Origin of the sequence: Pedobacter nutrimenti (genome assembly GCF_032678445.1) — a bacterium.
Taxonomy (GTDB): domain Bacteria; phylum Bacteroidota; class Bacteroidia; order Sphingobacteriales; family Sphingobacteriaceae; genus Pedobacter; species Pedobacter nutrimenti_A.
Map to the genome: position 1 here is coordinate 18500 of NZ_JAVTSQ010000004.1, position 17620 is coordinate 36119.

24 protein-coding genes are annotated in these 17620 nt (G+C 38.0%); 23 read left to right on the top strand and 1 reads right to left on the bottom strand.

Going from position 1 to position 17620, the window contains the following annotated elements; genetic code table 11:
* Window positions 1–2 precede the first annotated feature (2 nt).
* From R2S08_RS07660 to R2S08_RS07710, 11 genes are all read left to right on the top strand, one after another.
* Window positions 3–2756 carry an alpha/beta hydrolase family protein gene (locus tag R2S08_RS07660; protein ID WP_316834607.1) on the top strand — a complete coding sequence of 918 codons (2754 nt, stop codon included), beginning with the start codon at window positions 3–5 and terminating at the stop codon, window positions 2754–2756.
* A 25-nt stretch (window positions 2757–2781) separates the two neighbouring features.
* Window positions 2782–3621, top strand: coding sequence for a hypothetical protein (locus tag R2S08_RS07665; protein WP_316834608.1), 840 nt, complete (start codon window positions 2782–2784; stop codon window positions 3619–3621).
* 40 nt (window positions 3622–3661) lie between these two features.
* Window positions 3662–4309 carry a hypothetical protein gene (locus tag R2S08_RS07670; protein ID WP_316834609.1) on the top strand — a complete coding sequence of 216 codons (648 nt, stop codon included), beginning with the start codon at window positions 3662–3664 and terminating at the stop codon, window positions 4307–4309.
* A 17-nt stretch (window positions 4310–4326) separates the two neighbouring features.
* Complete coding sequence (locus tag R2S08_RS07675) at window positions 4327–4785, top strand: MauE/DoxX family redox-associated membrane protein (protein ID WP_316834610.1); 459 nt, start codon at window positions 4327–4329, stop codon at window positions 4783–4785.
* A 29-nt stretch (window positions 4786–4814) separates the two neighbouring features.
* A complete protein-coding gene (locus R2S08_RS07680; RefSeq protein WP_316834611.1) occupies window positions 4815–5096 on the top strand; it encodes a DUF6520 family protein in 282 nt (93 codons plus the stop codon).
* Between the two features lie 71 nt (window positions 5097–5167).
* Window positions 5168–6181, top strand: a complete 1014-nt coding sequence (locus R2S08_RS07685; protein ID WP_316834612.1) for a hypothetical protein — start codon at window positions 5168–5170, stop codon at window positions 6179–6181.
* A gap of 12 nt (window positions 6182–6193) precedes the next feature.
* Window positions 6194–7054: an alpha/beta hydrolase gene (locus R2S08_RS07690; RefSeq protein ID WP_316834613.1), complete on the top strand. Its 861-nt coding sequence runs from the start codon at window positions 6194–6196 to the stop codon at window positions 7052–7054.
* 181 nt (window positions 7055–7235) lie between these two features.
* The gene (locus R2S08_RS07695) at window positions 7236–7655 is read left to right on the top strand and encodes a hypothetical protein (protein ID WP_316834614.1); all 420 of its coding nucleotides are present in this window, start codon (window positions 7236–7238) and stop codon (window positions 7653–7655) included.
* Window positions 7652–7843, top strand: coding sequence for a hypothetical protein (locus R2S08_RS07700; protein ID WP_316834615.1), 192 nt, complete (start codon window positions 7652–7654; stop codon window positions 7841–7843). The genes R2S08_RS07695 and R2S08_RS07700 overlap by 4 nt, the downstream gene beginning before the upstream one ends.
* 190 nt (window positions 7844–8033) lie before the next feature.
* The gene (locus R2S08_RS07705; protein ID WP_316834616.1) at window positions 8034–8435 is read left to right on the top strand and encodes a hypothetical protein; all 402 of its coding nucleotides are present in this window, start codon (window positions 8034–8036) and stop codon (window positions 8433–8435) included.
* 10 nt (window positions 8436–8445) lie between these two features.
* Window positions 8446–8841: a helix-turn-helix domain-containing protein gene (locus tag R2S08_RS07710; protein WP_133781358.1), complete on the top strand. Its 396-nt coding sequence runs from the start codon at window positions 8446–8448 to the stop codon at window positions 8839–8841.
* Here the strand turns inward: R2S08_RS07710 and R2S08_RS07715 are convergent.
* Entirely contained in the window at window positions 8825–9625 is an 801-nt protein-coding gene (locus tag R2S08_RS07715; RefSeq protein ID WP_133781360.1) for a Fic family protein, read from the bottom strand. The genes R2S08_RS07710 and R2S08_RS07715 overlap by 17 nt on opposite strands.
* Window positions 9626–10013: 388 nt before the next feature.
* On the opposite strand from R2S08_RS07715, the gene R2S08_RS07720 reads away from it, so the two are divergent.
* The 12 genes from R2S08_RS07720 to R2S08_RS07775 all read left to right on the top strand — a co-directional run bounded on the left by R2S08_RS07720 (window position 10014) and on the right by R2S08_RS07775 (window position 17618).
* On the top strand, window positions 10014–10403 hold the full coding sequence (locus R2S08_RS07720) for a helix-turn-helix domain-containing protein (RefSeq protein ID WP_316834617.1): 390 nt from the start codon (window positions 10014–10016) through the stop codon (window positions 10401–10403).
* Between the two features lie 186 nt (window positions 10404–10589).
* Window positions 10590–10895, top strand: coding sequence for a hypothetical protein (locus R2S08_RS07725; protein WP_316834618.1), 306 nt, complete (start codon window positions 10590–10592; stop codon window positions 10893–10895).
* A gap of 54 nt (window positions 10896–10949) precedes the next feature.
* Window positions 10950–11597: a Crp/Fnr family transcriptional regulator gene (locus R2S08_RS07730; RefSeq protein ID WP_316834619.1), complete on the top strand. Its 648-nt coding sequence runs from the start codon at window positions 10950–10952 to the stop codon at window positions 11595–11597.
* Window positions 11598–11910: 313 nt separating this feature from the next.
* The gene (locus R2S08_RS07735) at window positions 11911–12240 is read left to right on the top strand and encodes a hypothetical protein (RefSeq protein WP_316834620.1); all 330 of its coding nucleotides are present in this window, start codon (window positions 11911–11913) and stop codon (window positions 12238–12240) included.
* Window positions 12241–12913: 673 nt separating this feature from the next.
* Window positions 12914–13048, top strand: coding sequence for a hypothetical protein (locus R2S08_RS07740; RefSeq protein WP_316834621.1), 135 nt, complete (start codon window positions 12914–12916; stop codon window positions 13046–13048).
* A gap of 11 nt (window positions 13049–13059) precedes the next feature.
* Entirely contained in the window at window positions 13060–13536 is a 477-nt protein-coding gene (locus R2S08_RS07745) for a hypothetical protein (RefSeq protein ID WP_316834622.1), read from the top strand.
* A 45-nt stretch (window positions 13537–13581) separates the two neighbouring features.
* Window positions 13582–13839 (top strand): hypothetical protein, encoded by a 258-nt coding sequence (locus R2S08_RS07750; RefSeq protein ID WP_316834623.1) that lies wholly within the window; start codon window positions 13582–13584, stop codon window positions 13837–13839.
* A gap of 376 nt (window positions 13840–14215) precedes the next feature.
* Window positions 14216–14875, top strand: coding sequence for a hypothetical protein (locus R2S08_RS07755; protein ID WP_316834624.1), 660 nt, complete (start codon window positions 14216–14218; stop codon window positions 14873–14875).
* Between the two features lie 330 nt (window positions 14876–15205).
* Window positions 15206–15382, top strand: coding sequence for a hypothetical protein (locus R2S08_RS07760; RefSeq protein WP_316834625.1), 177 nt, complete (start codon window positions 15206–15208; stop codon window positions 15380–15382).
* Window positions 15375–16007 (top strand): hypothetical protein, encoded by a 633-nt coding sequence (locus R2S08_RS07765; RefSeq protein WP_316834626.1) that lies wholly within the window; start codon window positions 15375–15377, stop codon window positions 16005–16007. The genes R2S08_RS07760 and R2S08_RS07765 overlap by 8 nt, the downstream gene beginning before the upstream one ends.
* 257 nt (window positions 16008–16264) lie before the next feature.
* The gene (locus tag R2S08_RS07770) at window positions 16265–16912 is read left to right on the top strand and encodes a DUF6266 family protein (RefSeq protein ID WP_316834627.1); all 648 of its coding nucleotides are present in this window, start codon (window positions 16265–16267) and stop codon (window positions 16910–16912) included.
* A gap of 67 nt (window positions 16913–16979) precedes the next feature.
* Window positions 16980–17618, top strand: a complete 639-nt coding sequence (locus R2S08_RS07775; protein WP_316834628.1) for a DUF6266 family protein — start codon at window positions 16980–16982, stop codon at window positions 17616–17618.
* Window positions 17619–17620 lie beyond the last annotated feature (2 nt).

The following is a 17620-nucleotide window of genomic DNA, read 5'->3' on the forward strand; positions in this document are numbered from 1 at the left end:
TCATGATGAGGATTTTTTTTATAATAATTCTATTTTTCTGTGTAAATAGTTCATTTGGACAGAAACCGATAATAGATTCGATTGCTTATAAACAGTGGCCCTCCTTAGACAGGCCAACAATTAGCAATAGTGGAAAATATGTATTCTATACTATTGAAAATGTTCCGGTAGGAAGTAAGACTTTATTCGTACAATCTACAGATGGCAAATGGAAGAAGGAATTTAGAGGAGGGCTGAAAGATGGCAATGGAGGGGGATTGAGTGATAAATACTTCTTCTTTATCAACAAGAACGATAGCCTGGGCATACTTACTCTTGGAACGAATCAAATTAAATATATTCCAAACACCTCTTGGTACAACCTTCTTGCGAATAAGGGGGTGGAGTATTTAAGGTATCCTTCACCTTCTGGCCATAATTCAAAGGACTTTGTTTTAAAGAATTTAAAAACGAATAACGAAAGGATATTTACCGACGTCGACAGTTATCGTTTTGATGGAGATATACTGGCTTTGATTAAATCTGTTCAAGATGCTGACCACAAACAATCCATTAATATTGTCGATATTACTACTGGAAGAATTTCAAAAGTATGGGAAGGTTACAGACCAGAAAACCTAGTCCTGGATGTAAAGCATAGGCAATTGGCGTTTAAAGCTAATGATTCGGTTTGGTATTATAAATTTGATTCAGGTAATGCTGTCTGTATCTTTGATAAATATACCTCAGATATCGAGGCCGATTTTACTTTGGGTTATTTGGAGTCTTTCAGTAAAGACGGAAAGGCCATATTAACTTCATTAATCAGAAAAGGGGAGACCATAAAACCCAAAAATGAAGTCGTAAAAATCTGGGGCTATAAGGATATAATGTTGCTAACTGAAACGGAGAAAGCAATAATTGATAGAAAATACCTTTCAGTGATTAATATAAAGGATCATCAGATTATACGTTTGCAGCAGGAAGAAGGGGAATCGTTTCAGTTCTCAAAAACTGATAATGCTCAAGATACATTAGGCCTAATACAGAATCCTCGTGTCGGCGATATGTGGAGCAACGCATTGAAATTTACCTGGAATTTGGTTACAATAAAAAACGGAAAAAGAAAAAAATTAGATTTTCTAAATAAGAATAATATAGGATTTGGTAATATTGAACTCTCTCCAATCGGGAAATATATAGTCTATTTTGATAGAATAGCACAGAATTATTTTAGCTACGAAATTGCAACTGGTGCAATTCGAAATTTGACGGAAGCTCTGAGTGTTGTATGGACTAGAATAGATAGAGATGATCTTCCTAACCCTGTAGTTGGAGTTAAAGGATTAGCAACCTGGCTAAAAAATGACAAATATGTTTTAGTTTATGACAGGTATGATATCTGGAAATTAGATCCTCTAAACTTGGAAAAGCCAGTTAATCTTACCAATGGTTATGGAAAAAGAAATCAAATTGTTTTCAATTGTATGTTTGATTCAAATACAGAAAATATAGTAAGTAGTAATGACAAACTATATTTAACTGCATTTGATGAAAAAAATAAAAACAATGGTTTTTTTATCAAACTATTAGATAAAATTGGAGATCCAGAGCTCTTGCATATGGGACCATATTTATATCAAACTAATAGTGGGTATGTCCCACAAGGTTGTAATTTTTCACCTATTAAAGCTAAATATGTGAATACTTACATTGTCCAAAGAATGAGTGCTACTGATGCCCCAAATTATTTCAGTACGAAGGATTTCAAGACTTTTATAAGATTAAGCAATTTACAACCTCATAAAAAATACAATTGGTATACAACGGAATTGCATAGTTGGAAATCACTTGATGGGAGAACCCTACAAGGTATTTTATATAAACCGGAGGATTTTAATTATAAGAGGCAATATCCAGTAATCTTTCATTATTATGAACGTAAATCAGATGGGCTTAATGCCTTCATTGAACCTGAACCTCTTTCAGATGATATGAATATTAATATTCCTACCTATGTAAGTAATGGCTATTTAGTGTTTTGCCCAGATATATACTATGAAATAGGAAATCCTATGCAGGGTACTTATGATGCAGTTGTTTCTGCCAGTAATTATGTTTCTACTCTACCTTTTGTTAATGATAAGAAAATAGGTTTAGAAGGTGGGAGTTTTGGCGGCTTGCAAACCAATTATTTAGTAACTCATTCTAATCTGTTTGAAGTGGCTGTTTCTTCTAGTGGACTCTCAGATATGGTAAGCGGGTATGGCGATTTAAAAGATGGTATTGCTAATAGTCTTGCAAGTTATTTTGAAATTGGACAGGGTCGGATGGGTAAAAATCTCTGGGAGCAGCCGTCTGCCTATATTAGGAATTCTCCAATTTTTGATATACATAAAGTATCTACACCACTTTTGTTAATGCATACAAAGAAAGATGGCATTTATTCATACACTAATATTATTGAGTTTTTCGTAGGACTCAGGCGCATGGGGAAAAAAGCATGGATGCTAGTATATTCAGAAGGTAATCATGGTATTGAAGGTAAAGAAGCTGATGATTTTAGTATCCGAATGATGCAGTTCTTTGATTACTATTTAAAGGATAAACCAGCTCCGATCTGGATGCTCGACAGTTCTAAAGATATGAACCGCAAAGATAGTCTAGAATTGGATAGTAAAGGGAGGATACCTGGACCTAATTTATTAACCGCTGAAGAACAGCGGAAAGTAGATAATCTGATGACAAGAAGTACGATAAGAATTATACTCAAGTGAGTAAGAAGAACTAATAAAAGAAAAGATGAAAAAAACACTATTAGGTTTGGCTTTTTTAGGCCTCGCAAGCCTTGCTTTTGCTCAAAAAAAGGCTGATTATTCGAAAGTACCTTCTTTAGTAAAAGAAACGAGGGAAAAAGGGAATCGCAAATTAGCTGACTCTCTTGCGCAGGATTATATTGATAATTACCTGTGTCGGCTGAAAGTAGATCAACTGATGAATAAAGACAATTTATCGTTTATCAGCGAAAATTTGAATGCTACAGATACTAGAGGGTTTAGATTTTTTTTCAAACAGCGGAATAAAATAAATTCCGTTTTAGGACGGGATAAAGCTGAATATGCAATTAGGTATGCAATAGCCAGGCAGTTTATCCCCAAAGGAACTGGACAAAATTCGGCAGTTGTAGATTGGGAAAAAATAGAACATACAATTACTGCAAAATTTGGTGCCTTGGGTCAAGAAATGGTATATGGAAGAAGAATGGGGTATTACGCCAATGTTAGTGATTGGAATAATTTTGCTAAATACTACATGCTTTATTTTGAAAGAGCATTGAAACGACCAGAATATCATATCAATGGAATTACTTGGCCGTTGTTCGAAAATGTGAATGATCCAAAGGTTTTAAAGTTTGCTTGTGATGTTGTAATGAAGTATGCAATAGAAGAATGGTATCAGAATGACGCTGCCGCCTGGGATACCTACGCTAATCTTTTATATAAAATAGGTAAAAAAGATGAAGCTATTGAATGGGAAGAAAAGGCGGTAAAACTTTCCAATAACACAAAAGAGTTTTTGGAAACGCTAGAGAAGATGAAAAAGAATGAAAGAACCTGGCTGGAAACTGCCAATAACAGATAATCAAATATACACAATTATGAAAATGATATTCTTATCAATTATGGTGCTTTTATCAGTACTTATTTTAGTATCCTGCAAAAAGCAAGAAATTAAAACAACTTCATTGGCGAGTATTCAAATCACTAATGCTGTGGTTGGCGGTAGTGAACTGCGGTTTGGAACTAATGCAGCAACCATTCCAAATAATACATATACCGTTTACGGCATTTTAACTGGAAGTCAAGTGTTGAAATTATCATCAACAATTGCACCCAATCTGATGTATTACAATCAGACCAAGGATTTTGTAAATGGCGGTGTATACTCGCTATTTCTTACTGGAACACCTACTGAGGTGGAGTCTGTGTTTTTGAAAGAAGAAAATATTCCTTCCCATACAACTGATGTATTTGGTGTCAGGGTGATTAATTTGGTTGCCGGTGGTGTTCCGATTAGCGTGAACCTACAAGGTAGTGCTAACGGATCGTTTGTGAGTAGTCTTGTATATAAAGCCATTTCGACCTTTAAGGATGTTTCTTCTGTATCTGCGGAGGGCGATAAGGTTTTTGAATTCAGAAATGCCGCTACGGGTGACTTGATTACTTCCTTTACTGTACCTAACTATGATCTACCAATATTCAGAAATATTACACTTGTGTTTGGTGGAGTGTTAGGTACTGAAATTGTGCTAAGAGCCAATAATTATTGATATTAAAATAATACAATATGAATTATAAAACGAGAACTGTGATAGTAGAAGTGATTTCAGCTATTTTTATCTTACTCTTTGTATATGCTGCATTAAGTAAAATATTAGATTATGAAAAGTTTAGGGTAGAACTTGGAAAATCACCACTATTCAACGCTTTTCCCGGAGCCACTTCTGTAATAGTTCCATTAACAGAAATAGTAATAGCCTTATTATTGATTGTAAAGCGATATCAATATCTGGCCTTGTATATTTCCTTCAGCTTGATGGTGATGTTTTCAGTATATATCTGGATAATCTTGAAGTTTAGTCCATATATACCTTGTTCTTGTGGCGGTGTTTTACAAAACATGACCTGGACACAGCATTTAATCTTTAACATTGGATTTGTGATTCTTGGAGCGATTGGGATACTGGTATATCCTTCAAATATAAAAACCTTATCTGCAGTAAGAGGGAAGGCTTGCGCCCTGTAATGTAAGCATTTATTTAAATAACTAAATACATGAAATTAAGAAAATTATTAATGACCGCAGTGTTGTTAATTGCGATTGGTAGTTCATTTGCTTTTAAACCAGCTAGTACGTCTATGCCCTGGTATTCAATTAATTTAGGCAGTGCAACAAATCCATTTTGTGATATTGTTCAAGTTAATACTGATTGTAAGACAAATTATACAGGTCCTCAATGTACCGCTTATGCAGGTGGAGTTCTTAAGCCAATTTGGGAGGTTCCATATCCGGCGGGTCCAATTTGTGTGACACCCTTGCGTCAATTTTTTCAATAATGGATTTAGGCCTGACTTTTTGTGTCAGGCCTCTTGTGATATTTCGTATGACTATAAAACGATTAAAAATCTTGATTATTTGCTTAATTGGAAGTACCTCTCTTATTGTCATCCTGTACTTTATTTCCAATAAAGGGCATGCGGCTGAAAATGGATTTATTCGTTTGCTTCCTTCTCATAAACTGATTGGAGTAATTTCTCAAGACATTAGATATAATATCTGGTATATCGCCGGTACAAGTAATGGTGCTATTTATTTTGGGAATAATATTGTCCCTGGCAGAATTTCAAAAGTAGATACCTCTATGGTAAATTATCAGGAAATTAATCTTTTTGGTTTTGAAAAGATGCAGGTTAGTAAGGGCTCTTTTATCCAGATAGATTCACCTTTCTTTTATTTTTTAGATGGAGTTAAGCCAGTTATTTTGAGAGGCAGTGTTTCAGACTGTCACTTGTCTAAGCAATTGAACTCCACTACCTATTTTACTGGTGGAATTCCTCTGACTAAAAACTCATTTGCTTTGCGTTCTGTTTATAATGGATTGGGTAATAAATTGATTAAACAGAGTATTAAACCTGGTTCTTTGAAAGCAACTAGCTTATTGGAAAAACAGGTTGATGGAATGTTCTGTACAGATGGGGAAATGGTCAAAATTCCTGGATCATCAAAAATGATCTATGTGTATTATTACCGGAATCAATTTCTATGTGCAGACAGTAATTTAAACCTTTTGTATAAAGGAAAAACCATTGATACGATCAGCCATGCGCAGATTAAAGTGGCCAGGATTAAATCTTCAGGCGAAATCACCATGGCTGCACCACCCTTATATGTCAATAAACGAGCCTGTGCAAATGAAAAATACCTGTTCGTGCAATCTGCCTTAAGGGCGAATAATGAAACGGATTATATGATCAAGGATGTATCTATGATTGATGTCTATGCGGTGAAAGACGGGAAGTATCAATTTAGCTTTTACCTGCCAGATTTTCGAGGCTTTAAAGTTCGTGACTTTAAAATCTACGGTCAATCCCTATATGCCCTTTATGATCATTATCTATACAAATACCAATTGAACTTTTAGAATAAATCACTCATGAAAACTAAAATATTAACTCTGATGCTCTTTTTAATGGTAGGGTATACTGCGGTAGCACAACAAGTGCTGCCGCTCTACCCGGATACTATTCCAGGAAGTACCATAAAACTCTCCAAAGAAGAAGAGCCAACCTTGACCCTATATCTACCCATTAAAGAAAAAGCTACGGGAACAGCAGTACTGGTCATCCCGGGAGGAGCTTATGGCTTTTTAGCTTTTGAAGAAGAAGGTATCGCCATTGCCAAAGCCTTTGCAGAAAAAGGGATTGCTGCCTTTGTACTTAAATATCGGTTGCCAAAAAAGGAGACCATGAGAGATAAAAGCTTCGGCCCATTGATGGATGCGCAGCAGGCAATGAAAGTGATTCGGTCTAATGCGGTGAACTGGAACCTCAATCCGGCTAAGGTCGGTGTAATAGGATACAGTGCAGGAGGGCATTTAGCTTCAACTTTAGGTACCCATTTCTCTAAAAGCTATATCCCCAATAAAGATAACATCAACCTTCGGCCAGATTTTATGATCCTGGTTTATCCTGTGATCAGTATGAGTGATCAGTTGACGCATATGGGATCTAAGATTAATTTATTGGGCATGGAGCCTTCGAAGGAAAAAGTGGATTTTTTCTCTAATGAATTGCAGGTAACTAAGGAAACTCCGCCTACTTATTTGACGCATTGTGGTGATGATGGTATTGTAGATGTGAACAACAGCATTGTATTTTATCAGGCATTACAGAAGAATGGGGTAGATGCGGAATTGCACTTGTTTCCGAAGGGGAATCATGGGTTTACGCAGAGACTGCCTGTGAGCGAGTGGCTGGATCCGATGCTGGGGTTTATGAAAAGGGAAGGGTTTTAATCCTCTCTGCCCTGTGGGCATCTCTCCTTGAAAAGGAGAGAGGTTGCATGGTGCTTACATAGCATATTTACTAAAACACTCGCTATAATACACTCGCTACCTCTCGCCCCTCCGGGGAGAGATGGCACAGCCAGAGAGGGGCAAAATGACTTGGAGGTAATAACGACATAACATACGAATTATGAAAAACAAACAAGGATTAAAATACAACATACAACTCTTCGTCGAACTTCTGGATGATCTGGAAAACCACTCCCTTGATGTTCCTGCTGCGGTGAATGTCAGAGTTGATCTAGCTTACCGAGGTTTATCCGGTTATCTCTTTGATCTGGTCTTATCTCAGGAAGAAGACTTGGAATATAAACAATCGGTGATTAAAAAGTTTATTTCTTCCTTGCTGTTCAGAACTTTCGCCTTACTTAAGGAATATGGTCCAGTGCCTGAAAAATCCGGTATGGAGTTGAATGTACACCAGTCTGTTCTGTTACAAATCAAAGCGGGTTTACATCGCATATTGCAATTCATTAATTACCAGCCTTTGGAAGAAATCTTCCTGGAACTGAATCTGGTGTATCGTCGAATTTTAAAACGCAGTTTATGAAAGAGAATTTTATACCCGAAGAATTGGTCAAAGCTTTCCTGGATCATGTGGAAGGGAAACCATTTACGCTACCAGAGGTTGCAGTGGCTTTAGACTTAGATGAGGAAACAGCGGTGAGCATCCTGATCTATGTCATAGAAAACAAACTGCTTGATGTGACTTGTACCTGGGTGCCTAATAAAAAGTAAAAGGATGTTGCAGGAAACGAATACTTATACAGAGCGCTTTAGACTATTCGATTTAGACTCCATACAATTCCCCTCCTTGCCTTAAGGAGGGGTGCCCATTGGGCGGGGTGGTCTGGGGATTAAAACAAGTAATTAAACCTTAACTAACGAATATCAAAACATCAATAACCTTAGTTTAACATCTCTACCTATGACTAAATATCTTCAAAAAACCGGATTTGAACTCTTCCTGTCCTTACTTCTGGAAATAGGGAACACCCGTAAACCCATCGGTCCTTTTTTCTCCGAACGGCTTACGCATGCGCATTATACGCTAACTACAGAGATCTTTGACATTATTGCGGGCAATACTCAAAAGCAAGCTGCTAAAAATTTGATCAGGGTTAGAATCATCCTTGTTAAACTCCGGCAGGGCATGGGTTTGGATCTGATCGTTCGTTTTGATCCTGAATTAACGGGTATTGGTCAAGGAAGACAGGAACCTGATGTTTTTCGGTTGAAACTTGTTCATCTGGTATTGAAGGAACTGGATGGGATGATTGATTTTATCATTGATTATAAGCCGATACCACGGGTGCCGAAGCGGATTTGATTAGGAAGTTATGCAAACGGATATAGAGCGCAATCATACTTCGGTTTTCACTTCCGGCTTTGTACCTAATGATGTGAAACTGGTTAATGAGCTTCAGGATTTAATTGAGATTTATTATAAAACTTGGCGAAGCCCTGAGTTGTATTGCGATCGGTTAAATATTTCTTTAAAACGGTTGAATCGGTTAACGCGGTGTTACTTTAAGAAATCTGTGTATCAGATGATGCAGGACAGGCTTCACCGGGAGGCAGTGTTACTGCTTATGCATTCAACATTGACGGCTAAGGAGATCACTTTTGAGCTTGGGGTATGTGATCCGGCTCATTTTAGCAAGTGTTTTAAGCAGAGAACTGGCTACAGCCCGGGTGAGTTCAGGAAGATGGTGTGTTCTAAAACATCAGACTGAAGCCTTTGCCTCCTTTTTTGGGTTTGGTCATCTCTTGGAATTTTTCGATCTCCTGTGTCAGAGACTTTTTATATTCATCAGTCATGAAAGCGCGGAAGATGTTTAAATCCTCTTTTTCACGGGTATCTATCAAGGCTTGAATATACTCAGCCTTGGATTCATTGTGCACAATAGCTAATGGAAGTCCATAACATGCCTGAATATAGTTCATTATTAATCTTGATGTCCGTCCATTGCCATCATAAAAAGGATGGATGCTTACCAGATTAAAATGAGCATCAAAAGAAAGATTGATCTGATCGTCCATTGAAATGTCTGGGATCATCATTTCGTTGATCTTAGCTACCATATTGTTGGTCAGCTTTTCTACTTTGTCATAGTTAGGAAAGTAAGTTGATCCAGCAGTTACATTTCCTTTTCTGAATGCACCTGTCCTGGCATCTACGATGCCTAACATGGTATTATATACGCTTCCGGTATTTCTGATTACTAATGAATTGATTTCCTGGATGAGATCTGTTGAAACCGGTCTTTTTGCTTTTGCCTGTTTTAACACAAATTGCAATGCGGCATAGTGATCAGTAACCATAAAAGTGTCCTGAACCGGTTTGCCTTTAGGTGTAAGTCCCTCATTAAGGAGTACTTGGGTTTCAACTTCGGTTAAGGTTGACCCCTCAATTTTGGTAGAGTGGTGCACAATAGAGATGAGATTGAACTTCTCATGGTCTATCACATCATCGATACCAAGATACTTATATCTCTCTATTGTTTTAATTAGGTCCATTTGTACTAGAATATATGTACAAATATATTCGTTCTGGAGCTGACTAACTAATATTGCTGACTTTTTGTAAGTATCGCCATTGGATTACGGAGTGTTGCTTTTGGAAGGTGAATTTTCTGTAGCAAACTGCAGGGGAACGGTATGAGAATCTGGTGATGGTCATACAGGGTGTTTAAACACAATTTTTTGGAAGTAATACTCAATCTTATTGATCTTCTGGTCTTTAGATTTGTAATTGTGAGGGGTTTCCTTTAACTATTTGATTACCTACTAAAATGAAATATATCATCAAAAACGTTCTACTTTACTTGCAGGACCAACAGCATCTGGTGCTTAATGATACTGTGTTGGCCAGAACTTTTATATCTGGTTATTAGGGGCATATATCATGTTGCAGGAAACGAATACTTATACAGAGCGCTTTAGACTATTCGATTTAGACTACTGGCCTCCGGCCTTTAAGCGATTAAAGGTTTTGCAATCTTTGATTGAACTGGATTTTCGGTACAACCGGGATATTTCTGTGTATGCGGTTAAAATGGATACCAGCATTCATGCTTTGAACAGATTTGCGAAGGCTTATTTGGGGAGATCGGTTTATGAGTTGCTGCAGGACAGGATTTATCGGGAGGCTTTGTATTTGCTGCAGTATACGAGGCATTCGGTTAAGGAGATTTCGGAGTTGCTGGGGTTTAGCGATTTGCCCTATTTCAGCAGGTGGTTTAAACAGAGAAATGGCGAGACCGCTAAGGCGTACAGAAAGGGGTTTGAAACGTGAATTACAGGGTGCTGAAGTGGGAAAATATGTTTTCTGATCGCGCTGAACCTTCTAGGTTCTGAGGCTTGATCATGAAATCATATTTTCTTGGGTGCAGACCGGTGAGGGTTCATATCCCTTTTTTAATCCTCTAAAAAATCAAAATATTGACAAGAATTATTATAAATCTAACCAAATACAAATTTTATGATCAAAACTAGTGACCTGGTCCAGTACTTCTGGACTCATGCTAATCTCATTACCAGCAAAGAGGGTGTTGAAGCTGCGCTTCATGGGGATCAACTTATTGAGGTGAGTGTGATGCTCCGCAATCATGAGGAAAATGAGGTGCGGCTTCAGCTGAGATGTGCTTTTAATTCGCCATTAAGGTTTATTGAAGCTTTCAATTTGCAATATCCGGAAGACATCAAAAAGATCAGCATGGAAAATCTGTTATTGCTGTATAAAAACGGGAAGGCGGAACTGAGTGTAACTGAATATCCCAACAACTAAACAAAACAATTAAAAACTAACGATCTATTCTAAAAAACTAAACCTATTAAATTAATGAAACTCGAAAAAACTAAAAAGGAACTGATGGAAATCATTTCATTGGATTCTAATACCCTGACTCAACTTCTGGAAATGCTTAGGAAAGTCAAGAACCTGGGCGAACCGTTTGATCATTATCTGAAGGAGGTAATGGTGGCCAAGCAATGCCTGGAGACTCACGTGATCCATAAAGAAGGAGAAATTACCAAAAGTGCTTATTATATCACTTCTGGTTTTATGATTGCTTATTACTTTACTGAAGCAGGTGACCTTAGGGTGGTCAAGATTCTGGGGCCTGGCAGTATTATGGCTGGTCATGGTTTTCTGAACCATAAGAAATCTAAGTACAACCTGATGATCTTTAAGGATACTTGTGTGTTGGAGATTACTTATGATCAAATGCAGAATGGTTATGCCCAGGTTGGCGGAATGCAGGAACTGGCTATGTTTACCAAGGAGAGTTTTGAGGAGAAAGATTTGGCCCGTAATGAAATGATTAGTAAAACAGGGGAGGAAAGGGTACTTGCTTTTTATAAGGAGTTCCCTATGCTGCTGCCTCCGGGTAGATATATTACAGATATTTATATTGCCAGCCATCTGCATTTATCTTTGGCTACTTTAAGGCGTGTTAGGGCGGATCTGATCGCCAGAAGGTTGTTGTGAAATTTTTTTATTTTTTTGGTGGGCTCTCATTTGAGTGCAGTGTGTTGTTTTTTGAGTGGTATCTTTAGGTATACTAAATTAAACAACTCTTATATATGAAAACTACGCATCTCGGTTACCCATTTACATTTCGAATTAAAATAAACACTGCAGCCTTTCGTGGCCTGGTTAGCCCCGGCTTTGGTGTTGTCGGTTAATACCTGCGGGTGCCAGTGGTTCTGGTACCCGCTTGTTTCTTCCTGAATATTCTTTGTGGCGCGCGACACGGATTGAATATATAATCAATTAATTTTTTACTTTAAAATTCATTAACATGAAAAAATCGTTTAAGGCGGCTTTAATGGTCGTGCTGTGTGCTGGCGGATTGACCGCAGCTTTTGCTTTTAACAAAGCAGCGTCTGTTCAAAGGGCGGGTTTAATTGCTTATACGTACAATTTGGGTACGTCTACTGGTGCGAGGAATGCGGCCAACTGGACGCTGGCTACGGGTTCTACGCCGAGTTGTGGTGTTGCGGGTTCGGTGCCTTGTAAGGTGATTTTTGATTCTTCTGTGTATCCTACGTTGCAGGATTACATCAATGACCAAGGGTTTACGAGTGATGCTGAAGTGGCTTCGGGGCCTGGGGTTGTGAGTAAGCAATAGTCTTTTTTGAAAAATATGTTTTCTGATCTCGCTGAGCCTTACAGGCTCTGAGGCTTGATCATGAAAACATATTTTTCTTGGGTGCAGACTTGTATTGTGTGTAATTGTATGCTGCCACTACCTCAAGATATTTTAGACGTCTTGCTTCGGTTAGAGGGAAAGGTGGATTTGTTGGAAAGTAAGGTGTGTTTGATTCTGGTTAGGGTTGGGCCGGAAACTGAGGGTTCGCCTGTTGAGGAGGAATGGTTGACGGCCAGGCAGGCTATGGAGTTTCTTTTTATGGAGGAGCGGACGTTTTATAGGAGGAAGAGTGAGGTGAAGGGGAAGTGGGTGGTGAGGAGGGTGGGGAGGAAGTGGTTATATTTGAAGTCTTCTTTGTGAAAAATAGGTTTTCTGATGTCGCTGAACCTTCTAGGTTCTGAGGCTCCATCATGAAATCCTATTTTTCTTGGGTGCAGACTTGAGGGGTGGTGATTGGAGTGGGGGGTGATTGGGCAATGGAAAAATAGGGCAGAAATGGCTTTACTTGAAATCTTCTTTGGTTGAGAGAGGGCTTTTTCGTTAAGTTAACTGTTTTGAAGGTCGTTGATAAGATACCTCATTGTGTTTGCTAGATTTGTGTAATCTATAAAGAATTGTATAGTATAGCACAAAAGATTATATTTGTATCGTTATGACAACCAAAGTATTGTATATAAAAAAACCTTCTCAGGGTTTGTTAAATCTTGTAAGAAAGCTTCAAGCAGATAAAGATGCTAAGAAAGAGGCTTTAATTGCATCTAAATTCAATTATTTTCCTAATAAATAGCTCGTTTTTAAATGAGTTTAGAAAAAGTAGTGCCTCTTACTGGTAAGGAGGGGCATGAATATTTCATCCAGTTTTCGCTTTTTAATCAAGAAGTTCTTCCTGCTACATATAATATTGACATTATAGATCTAGTTATCACCTTGGTTGATGATAAAAGAAATGGGTTTAATAGTGCGAGCACATTATTTCAGATATCTGCTTGTATAAAAGAATATTTAGAAGATAATAATGTCGTGCTATATTGCTATTGTGACAATAAACATATTGACAGGAATAAAAATAAGGCTCACCTCAGCCCTCAACAATATAGGAGTAAGTTGTTCTCAAAAATGTTTGATAAGGGAGATGATAAAACCTATACAAATAGCTTAATTGTAATAGGTGATCCTGCAAATCAAGACCATTATATTCATTTAATTTCTAAGAAATCAAATCAAACCATAATTGATGTAATTGCTGCAGATATAAAAGGTTTCGATAATAAATAATCTGTATACCAATTGGCAGAGGTCATTAATTTAAGCCCGGAAGATATGAATGCGTACCAGGAAAGTTTAAAGATTAAGCGTGATAACTACAGTGCTCTTGAGTCTGCGGAGTTGAGGGGGGAGCAGCGTGGGCAGAAGCAGGGTGAGCAGCGTGGTATTGAAATCGGTGCGGAACTGGAACGTGCTAAAGCGGAGCGGGAAAAAAGGGAAATGGCTGTGAAGTTAAAAACTAAAGGTATGCATATTGAAGAGATTGCTGAATTGACTAAACTCCCTATCGAGGAAATCCAGGCACTGGTATAACTTTAAGATAAGCATTAATATTTGAATAAGCCGGGGGAGAAATTCTTGCGGCTTTTTTTGTGAAAAATAGGTTTTCTGATGTCGCTGAATCTTGCAGATTCTGAGGTTCCATCATGAAATCCTATTTTTCTTGAGTGCAGACTGGAGGGGGGTGATTGGGTAGGGAGCAGAGTTGGGGTGTTGTTTGGGTGTAAATAGTGCTTGAATATTTCTTTGTATTATATTTATTGATTTTATTGGTTAATATTTTTTATTTTAAATATCTCTGTATAAGTTTGCTTAACCAACGAAAAACGAATGGCAAAAAAAGCAGACATATTATGGAAGGGGATACTTGAAGATGTATTCGAAGACTTCCTTTGTTTTATTTATCCGAGTGCAAGAGATATTATTGATTTTATACTACTACCGTATTTTGGATAAGTATCAAAAACCCATTACTGCTTTTGTGATTTTTACTGAGTCTACAACGCTTGACCGGATCAACCATTATGAAAGAAACTTTATGGGTACCCGATTATTTTACCAATTCAATACCTTGAAAATCTCGCAGCAAAAAGACGAGGACCTGTTGGCCAGCGATAATCCTTTTGCATTGGTTGTGCTTAGTGCGAAAACTGCTTTTTGTGGGAAAAAACTGGGAACTGATGTTGAAAGGGACAGGGTTCTAAGAGAACTTAAACTAACGATTGTAAAAGCGTTGCATGCTAAGGGTTATCCGGAACATAAAATTACGAAGATCATGAACTTTTTAAGGTTCTATGTAAACTTTGAAACAGAGGAAATTAACAATATCTTTGAACAGGATATACAAACCATTACTGAAAAAACGACAACAATGGGTATAGAAGAATTATTATTGGCAAGAGCAAAACACGAGGGATTAAAAGAGGGGGAGAAGAAGTTAATAGCTGAAAAAAGAAAAGCTCTAGCAGAGAAAAAACAAATTGCGCAGATACTGAAGCAAAATGGTATTGAATGGAACATTATTGCAGAGTCGACTAAATTACCTCTCAGCCTCATTCAATCGTTATAGCTGAAATTCAAGCTTTAGTATAGGAATAAGATCAATTTTAATATTTAAATAAGCCGGGGAGAAATTCTTGCGGCTTTTTTTGTGAAAAATAGGTTTTCTGATGTCGCTGAATCTTGCAGATTCTGAGGTTCCATCATGAAATCCTATTTTTCTTGGGTGCAGACTGGAGGGGGGGGTGATTGGGGAGTGGAAAAATAAGGTAGAAATAGCTTTACTTGAAATCTTCTTTGGTTCAGTATAGGCTTTTTCGTTAAGTTAACTGTTTTACAGGGTATTGGTGAGATATGTAATTGTATTTATTAAATTTGTGTAATTGATAAAGAGATGATCATGAGTGATAAAGACGTAAAAAGACTTATTAATCTTGTTAAAGACGAATTAAAGAGAGAAACGACTAAAGAAGAGGCTTTGCAATCCTTGGTAAGTGCGGGTATTCTAAATAAAAAGGGGAAATACACTAAAAACTATCCAAACCTGGCAAGGTTTGCTGAGGCGCAGCATGTATAATGACAGACCAAATTTTATTCTTGGTTTTCATGGCTGCGATGAATCTGACTGTCATTCTTTATTAAATAGCTCTAGTAAAATCAAGTCTAGTAAAGAAGCCTTTGATTGGCTTGGCCACGGCATGTATTTCTGGGAAAATAATTATGAACGAGCTCTGGTATGGGCGAAGGATAAAAAGAAAAGGGGTAAATTAAAAAATCCTGCTGTAATTGGAGCAATTATTCAACCAGGTCATTGTTGTGATTTCACCGATACGAAGTATATTGAAGTGATAAAAGCTTATTACAGATTGTTATCTGACAAGCATTATAAGGCAGGGGTTCCTTTACCAGTCAATAAAGACGTAAAACATGATCTTCATAAGGATCAACTGATGCGTGAATTGGATTGTACCACTATAGAATTTATGCATAACGGAATTTTAAACCAATTTAGCTCAGATGTGAACTCAAAAGGGTATAGTGAATTTCGATTGTTTGATTCAGTGAAAGGTGTATTTACAGAAGGTGGCCCAGCCTTTCCCGGAGCAGGTATATATAATAAAAGCCATATTCAAATTTGTGTAAGGAATTCAAATTGTATTAAAGGTTTTTTTCTTCCACGAACCAAAGCCGTCTGGCCTTAATTTTCGCTTCTATAATGAATATTTTGAGTAAATGTAACAGTGGAAAAATCAGTCCTGTGGTACCTACGTATGTCAAAGACTGACAAAATCACTGTCAAACGCTGACAAAGTGCTTTGGGCTCTAGGTGGTTAAATATTAGTGGTTTATGTTTGCTTCTGTAATTAGAAAAGTGGTACCGGTGCACAGGTACTGCGAGTCCTGCAGGCGGAGTGATTACATAATTCACAAAAATGTTTAACTATAAAATCTCAAAGAAATGGGAACATATAAAAAAGGGATATTAAGTCCCTTCAGAGGAAAAATCGGGACGGTTATTGGAAGTGTCTGGAATGGGATATTCCACATGAAAAGTTTACCGGATATTACTCCGAACAGAAAGCCGACGACGGCTCAGTTGAATCAACAGATTGTTTTTGCTTTGATTACTGTTTTTTTAAAGCCTTTAAAAAGGGTGCTGGAAATCGGGTATCAGTCTTTTACTAAGGGTGTAACGCCGGTTAATGCGGCTACAGGGTATCATCTTAAATTTGCGGTGACTGGTACGGCGCCTAATTATGAAGTGGATTATCCAAAGGTGATCTTGAGTGTGGGTGATCTGGAGGAGCCGCAGGGGCCTGGTATTACGGCTACGGCTGGGACGGGTAAGATGGTCTTTGACTGGGGTGCTTTGGTGGATTCGGAGGTGGGTAATCTGACCGACCGGGCTACTTTTGTGGCTTATAATCCGACGTTGAAGAAGTATACGACTATCCGTAATGTGATTGCACGTAGTGCTTTAACTTACTCGCTGCAGTTGCCTGCGGCCTGGATAGGGCATGATGCGCATTTCTGGATGGCTTTTACGAGCCTGGATGGAAAGGTGGTGAGTAATAGTGCTTACGTGGGAATGAGTCCTGTACTTTAATTCTGGTGTTGATCCGGTGGCTGAACAGGCCGCCGGATTTGTTTTTAAATCAATCAAATGAAAAATCATGGCTAAATATAAAAACGGAATCACGGGTTCATTCTCGGGAAAGATTGGTCCGGTAGTGGGGGCCACTAACCGGGGGGTAGATTATATGCGTAGTCTGCCGGAAAAGATTACCAAACCTGCAAGTGTTGCGCAGCAAAACAGGCGGGCGATATTTGCTTTGGTGGTGGGGTGGTTACGGCCTTTGCAGAAATTGATCAATGTGGGCTATCAGGTCTATACAGGTACTAAGACGCCGATGAATGGTGCGGTTTCCTATCATATAAGAGAGGCTGTTGTTCAGGATGAAACAGGTTTCAGCATTGATTTTGCTAAGGCAATTTTAAGCAGGGGGGAATTGCTTGTTTCTTTCATCAGGAGTGTTGTTCTCCAAATGGATTCTACTTTGCATATCACCTGGGAAAATGGGCCTTTATCTGTCTTTTGCAATGCTTCAGATCGGGCTGGTTTCGTAGTGTATAATGTCAACAAAAAGAAGTTTATGACTTTTAAAAATGTTGCTGCACGATCAGATCGGGCAGTTACGTTGAAATTGCCGGGGAGCTATGTTGATGATGTGTTGCATGGATGGATGCATTATGTAAATGTGAAAGGAGATCAGGTAAGTACGAGTGTGTATATGGGGCAATTGGTTGTTTAATA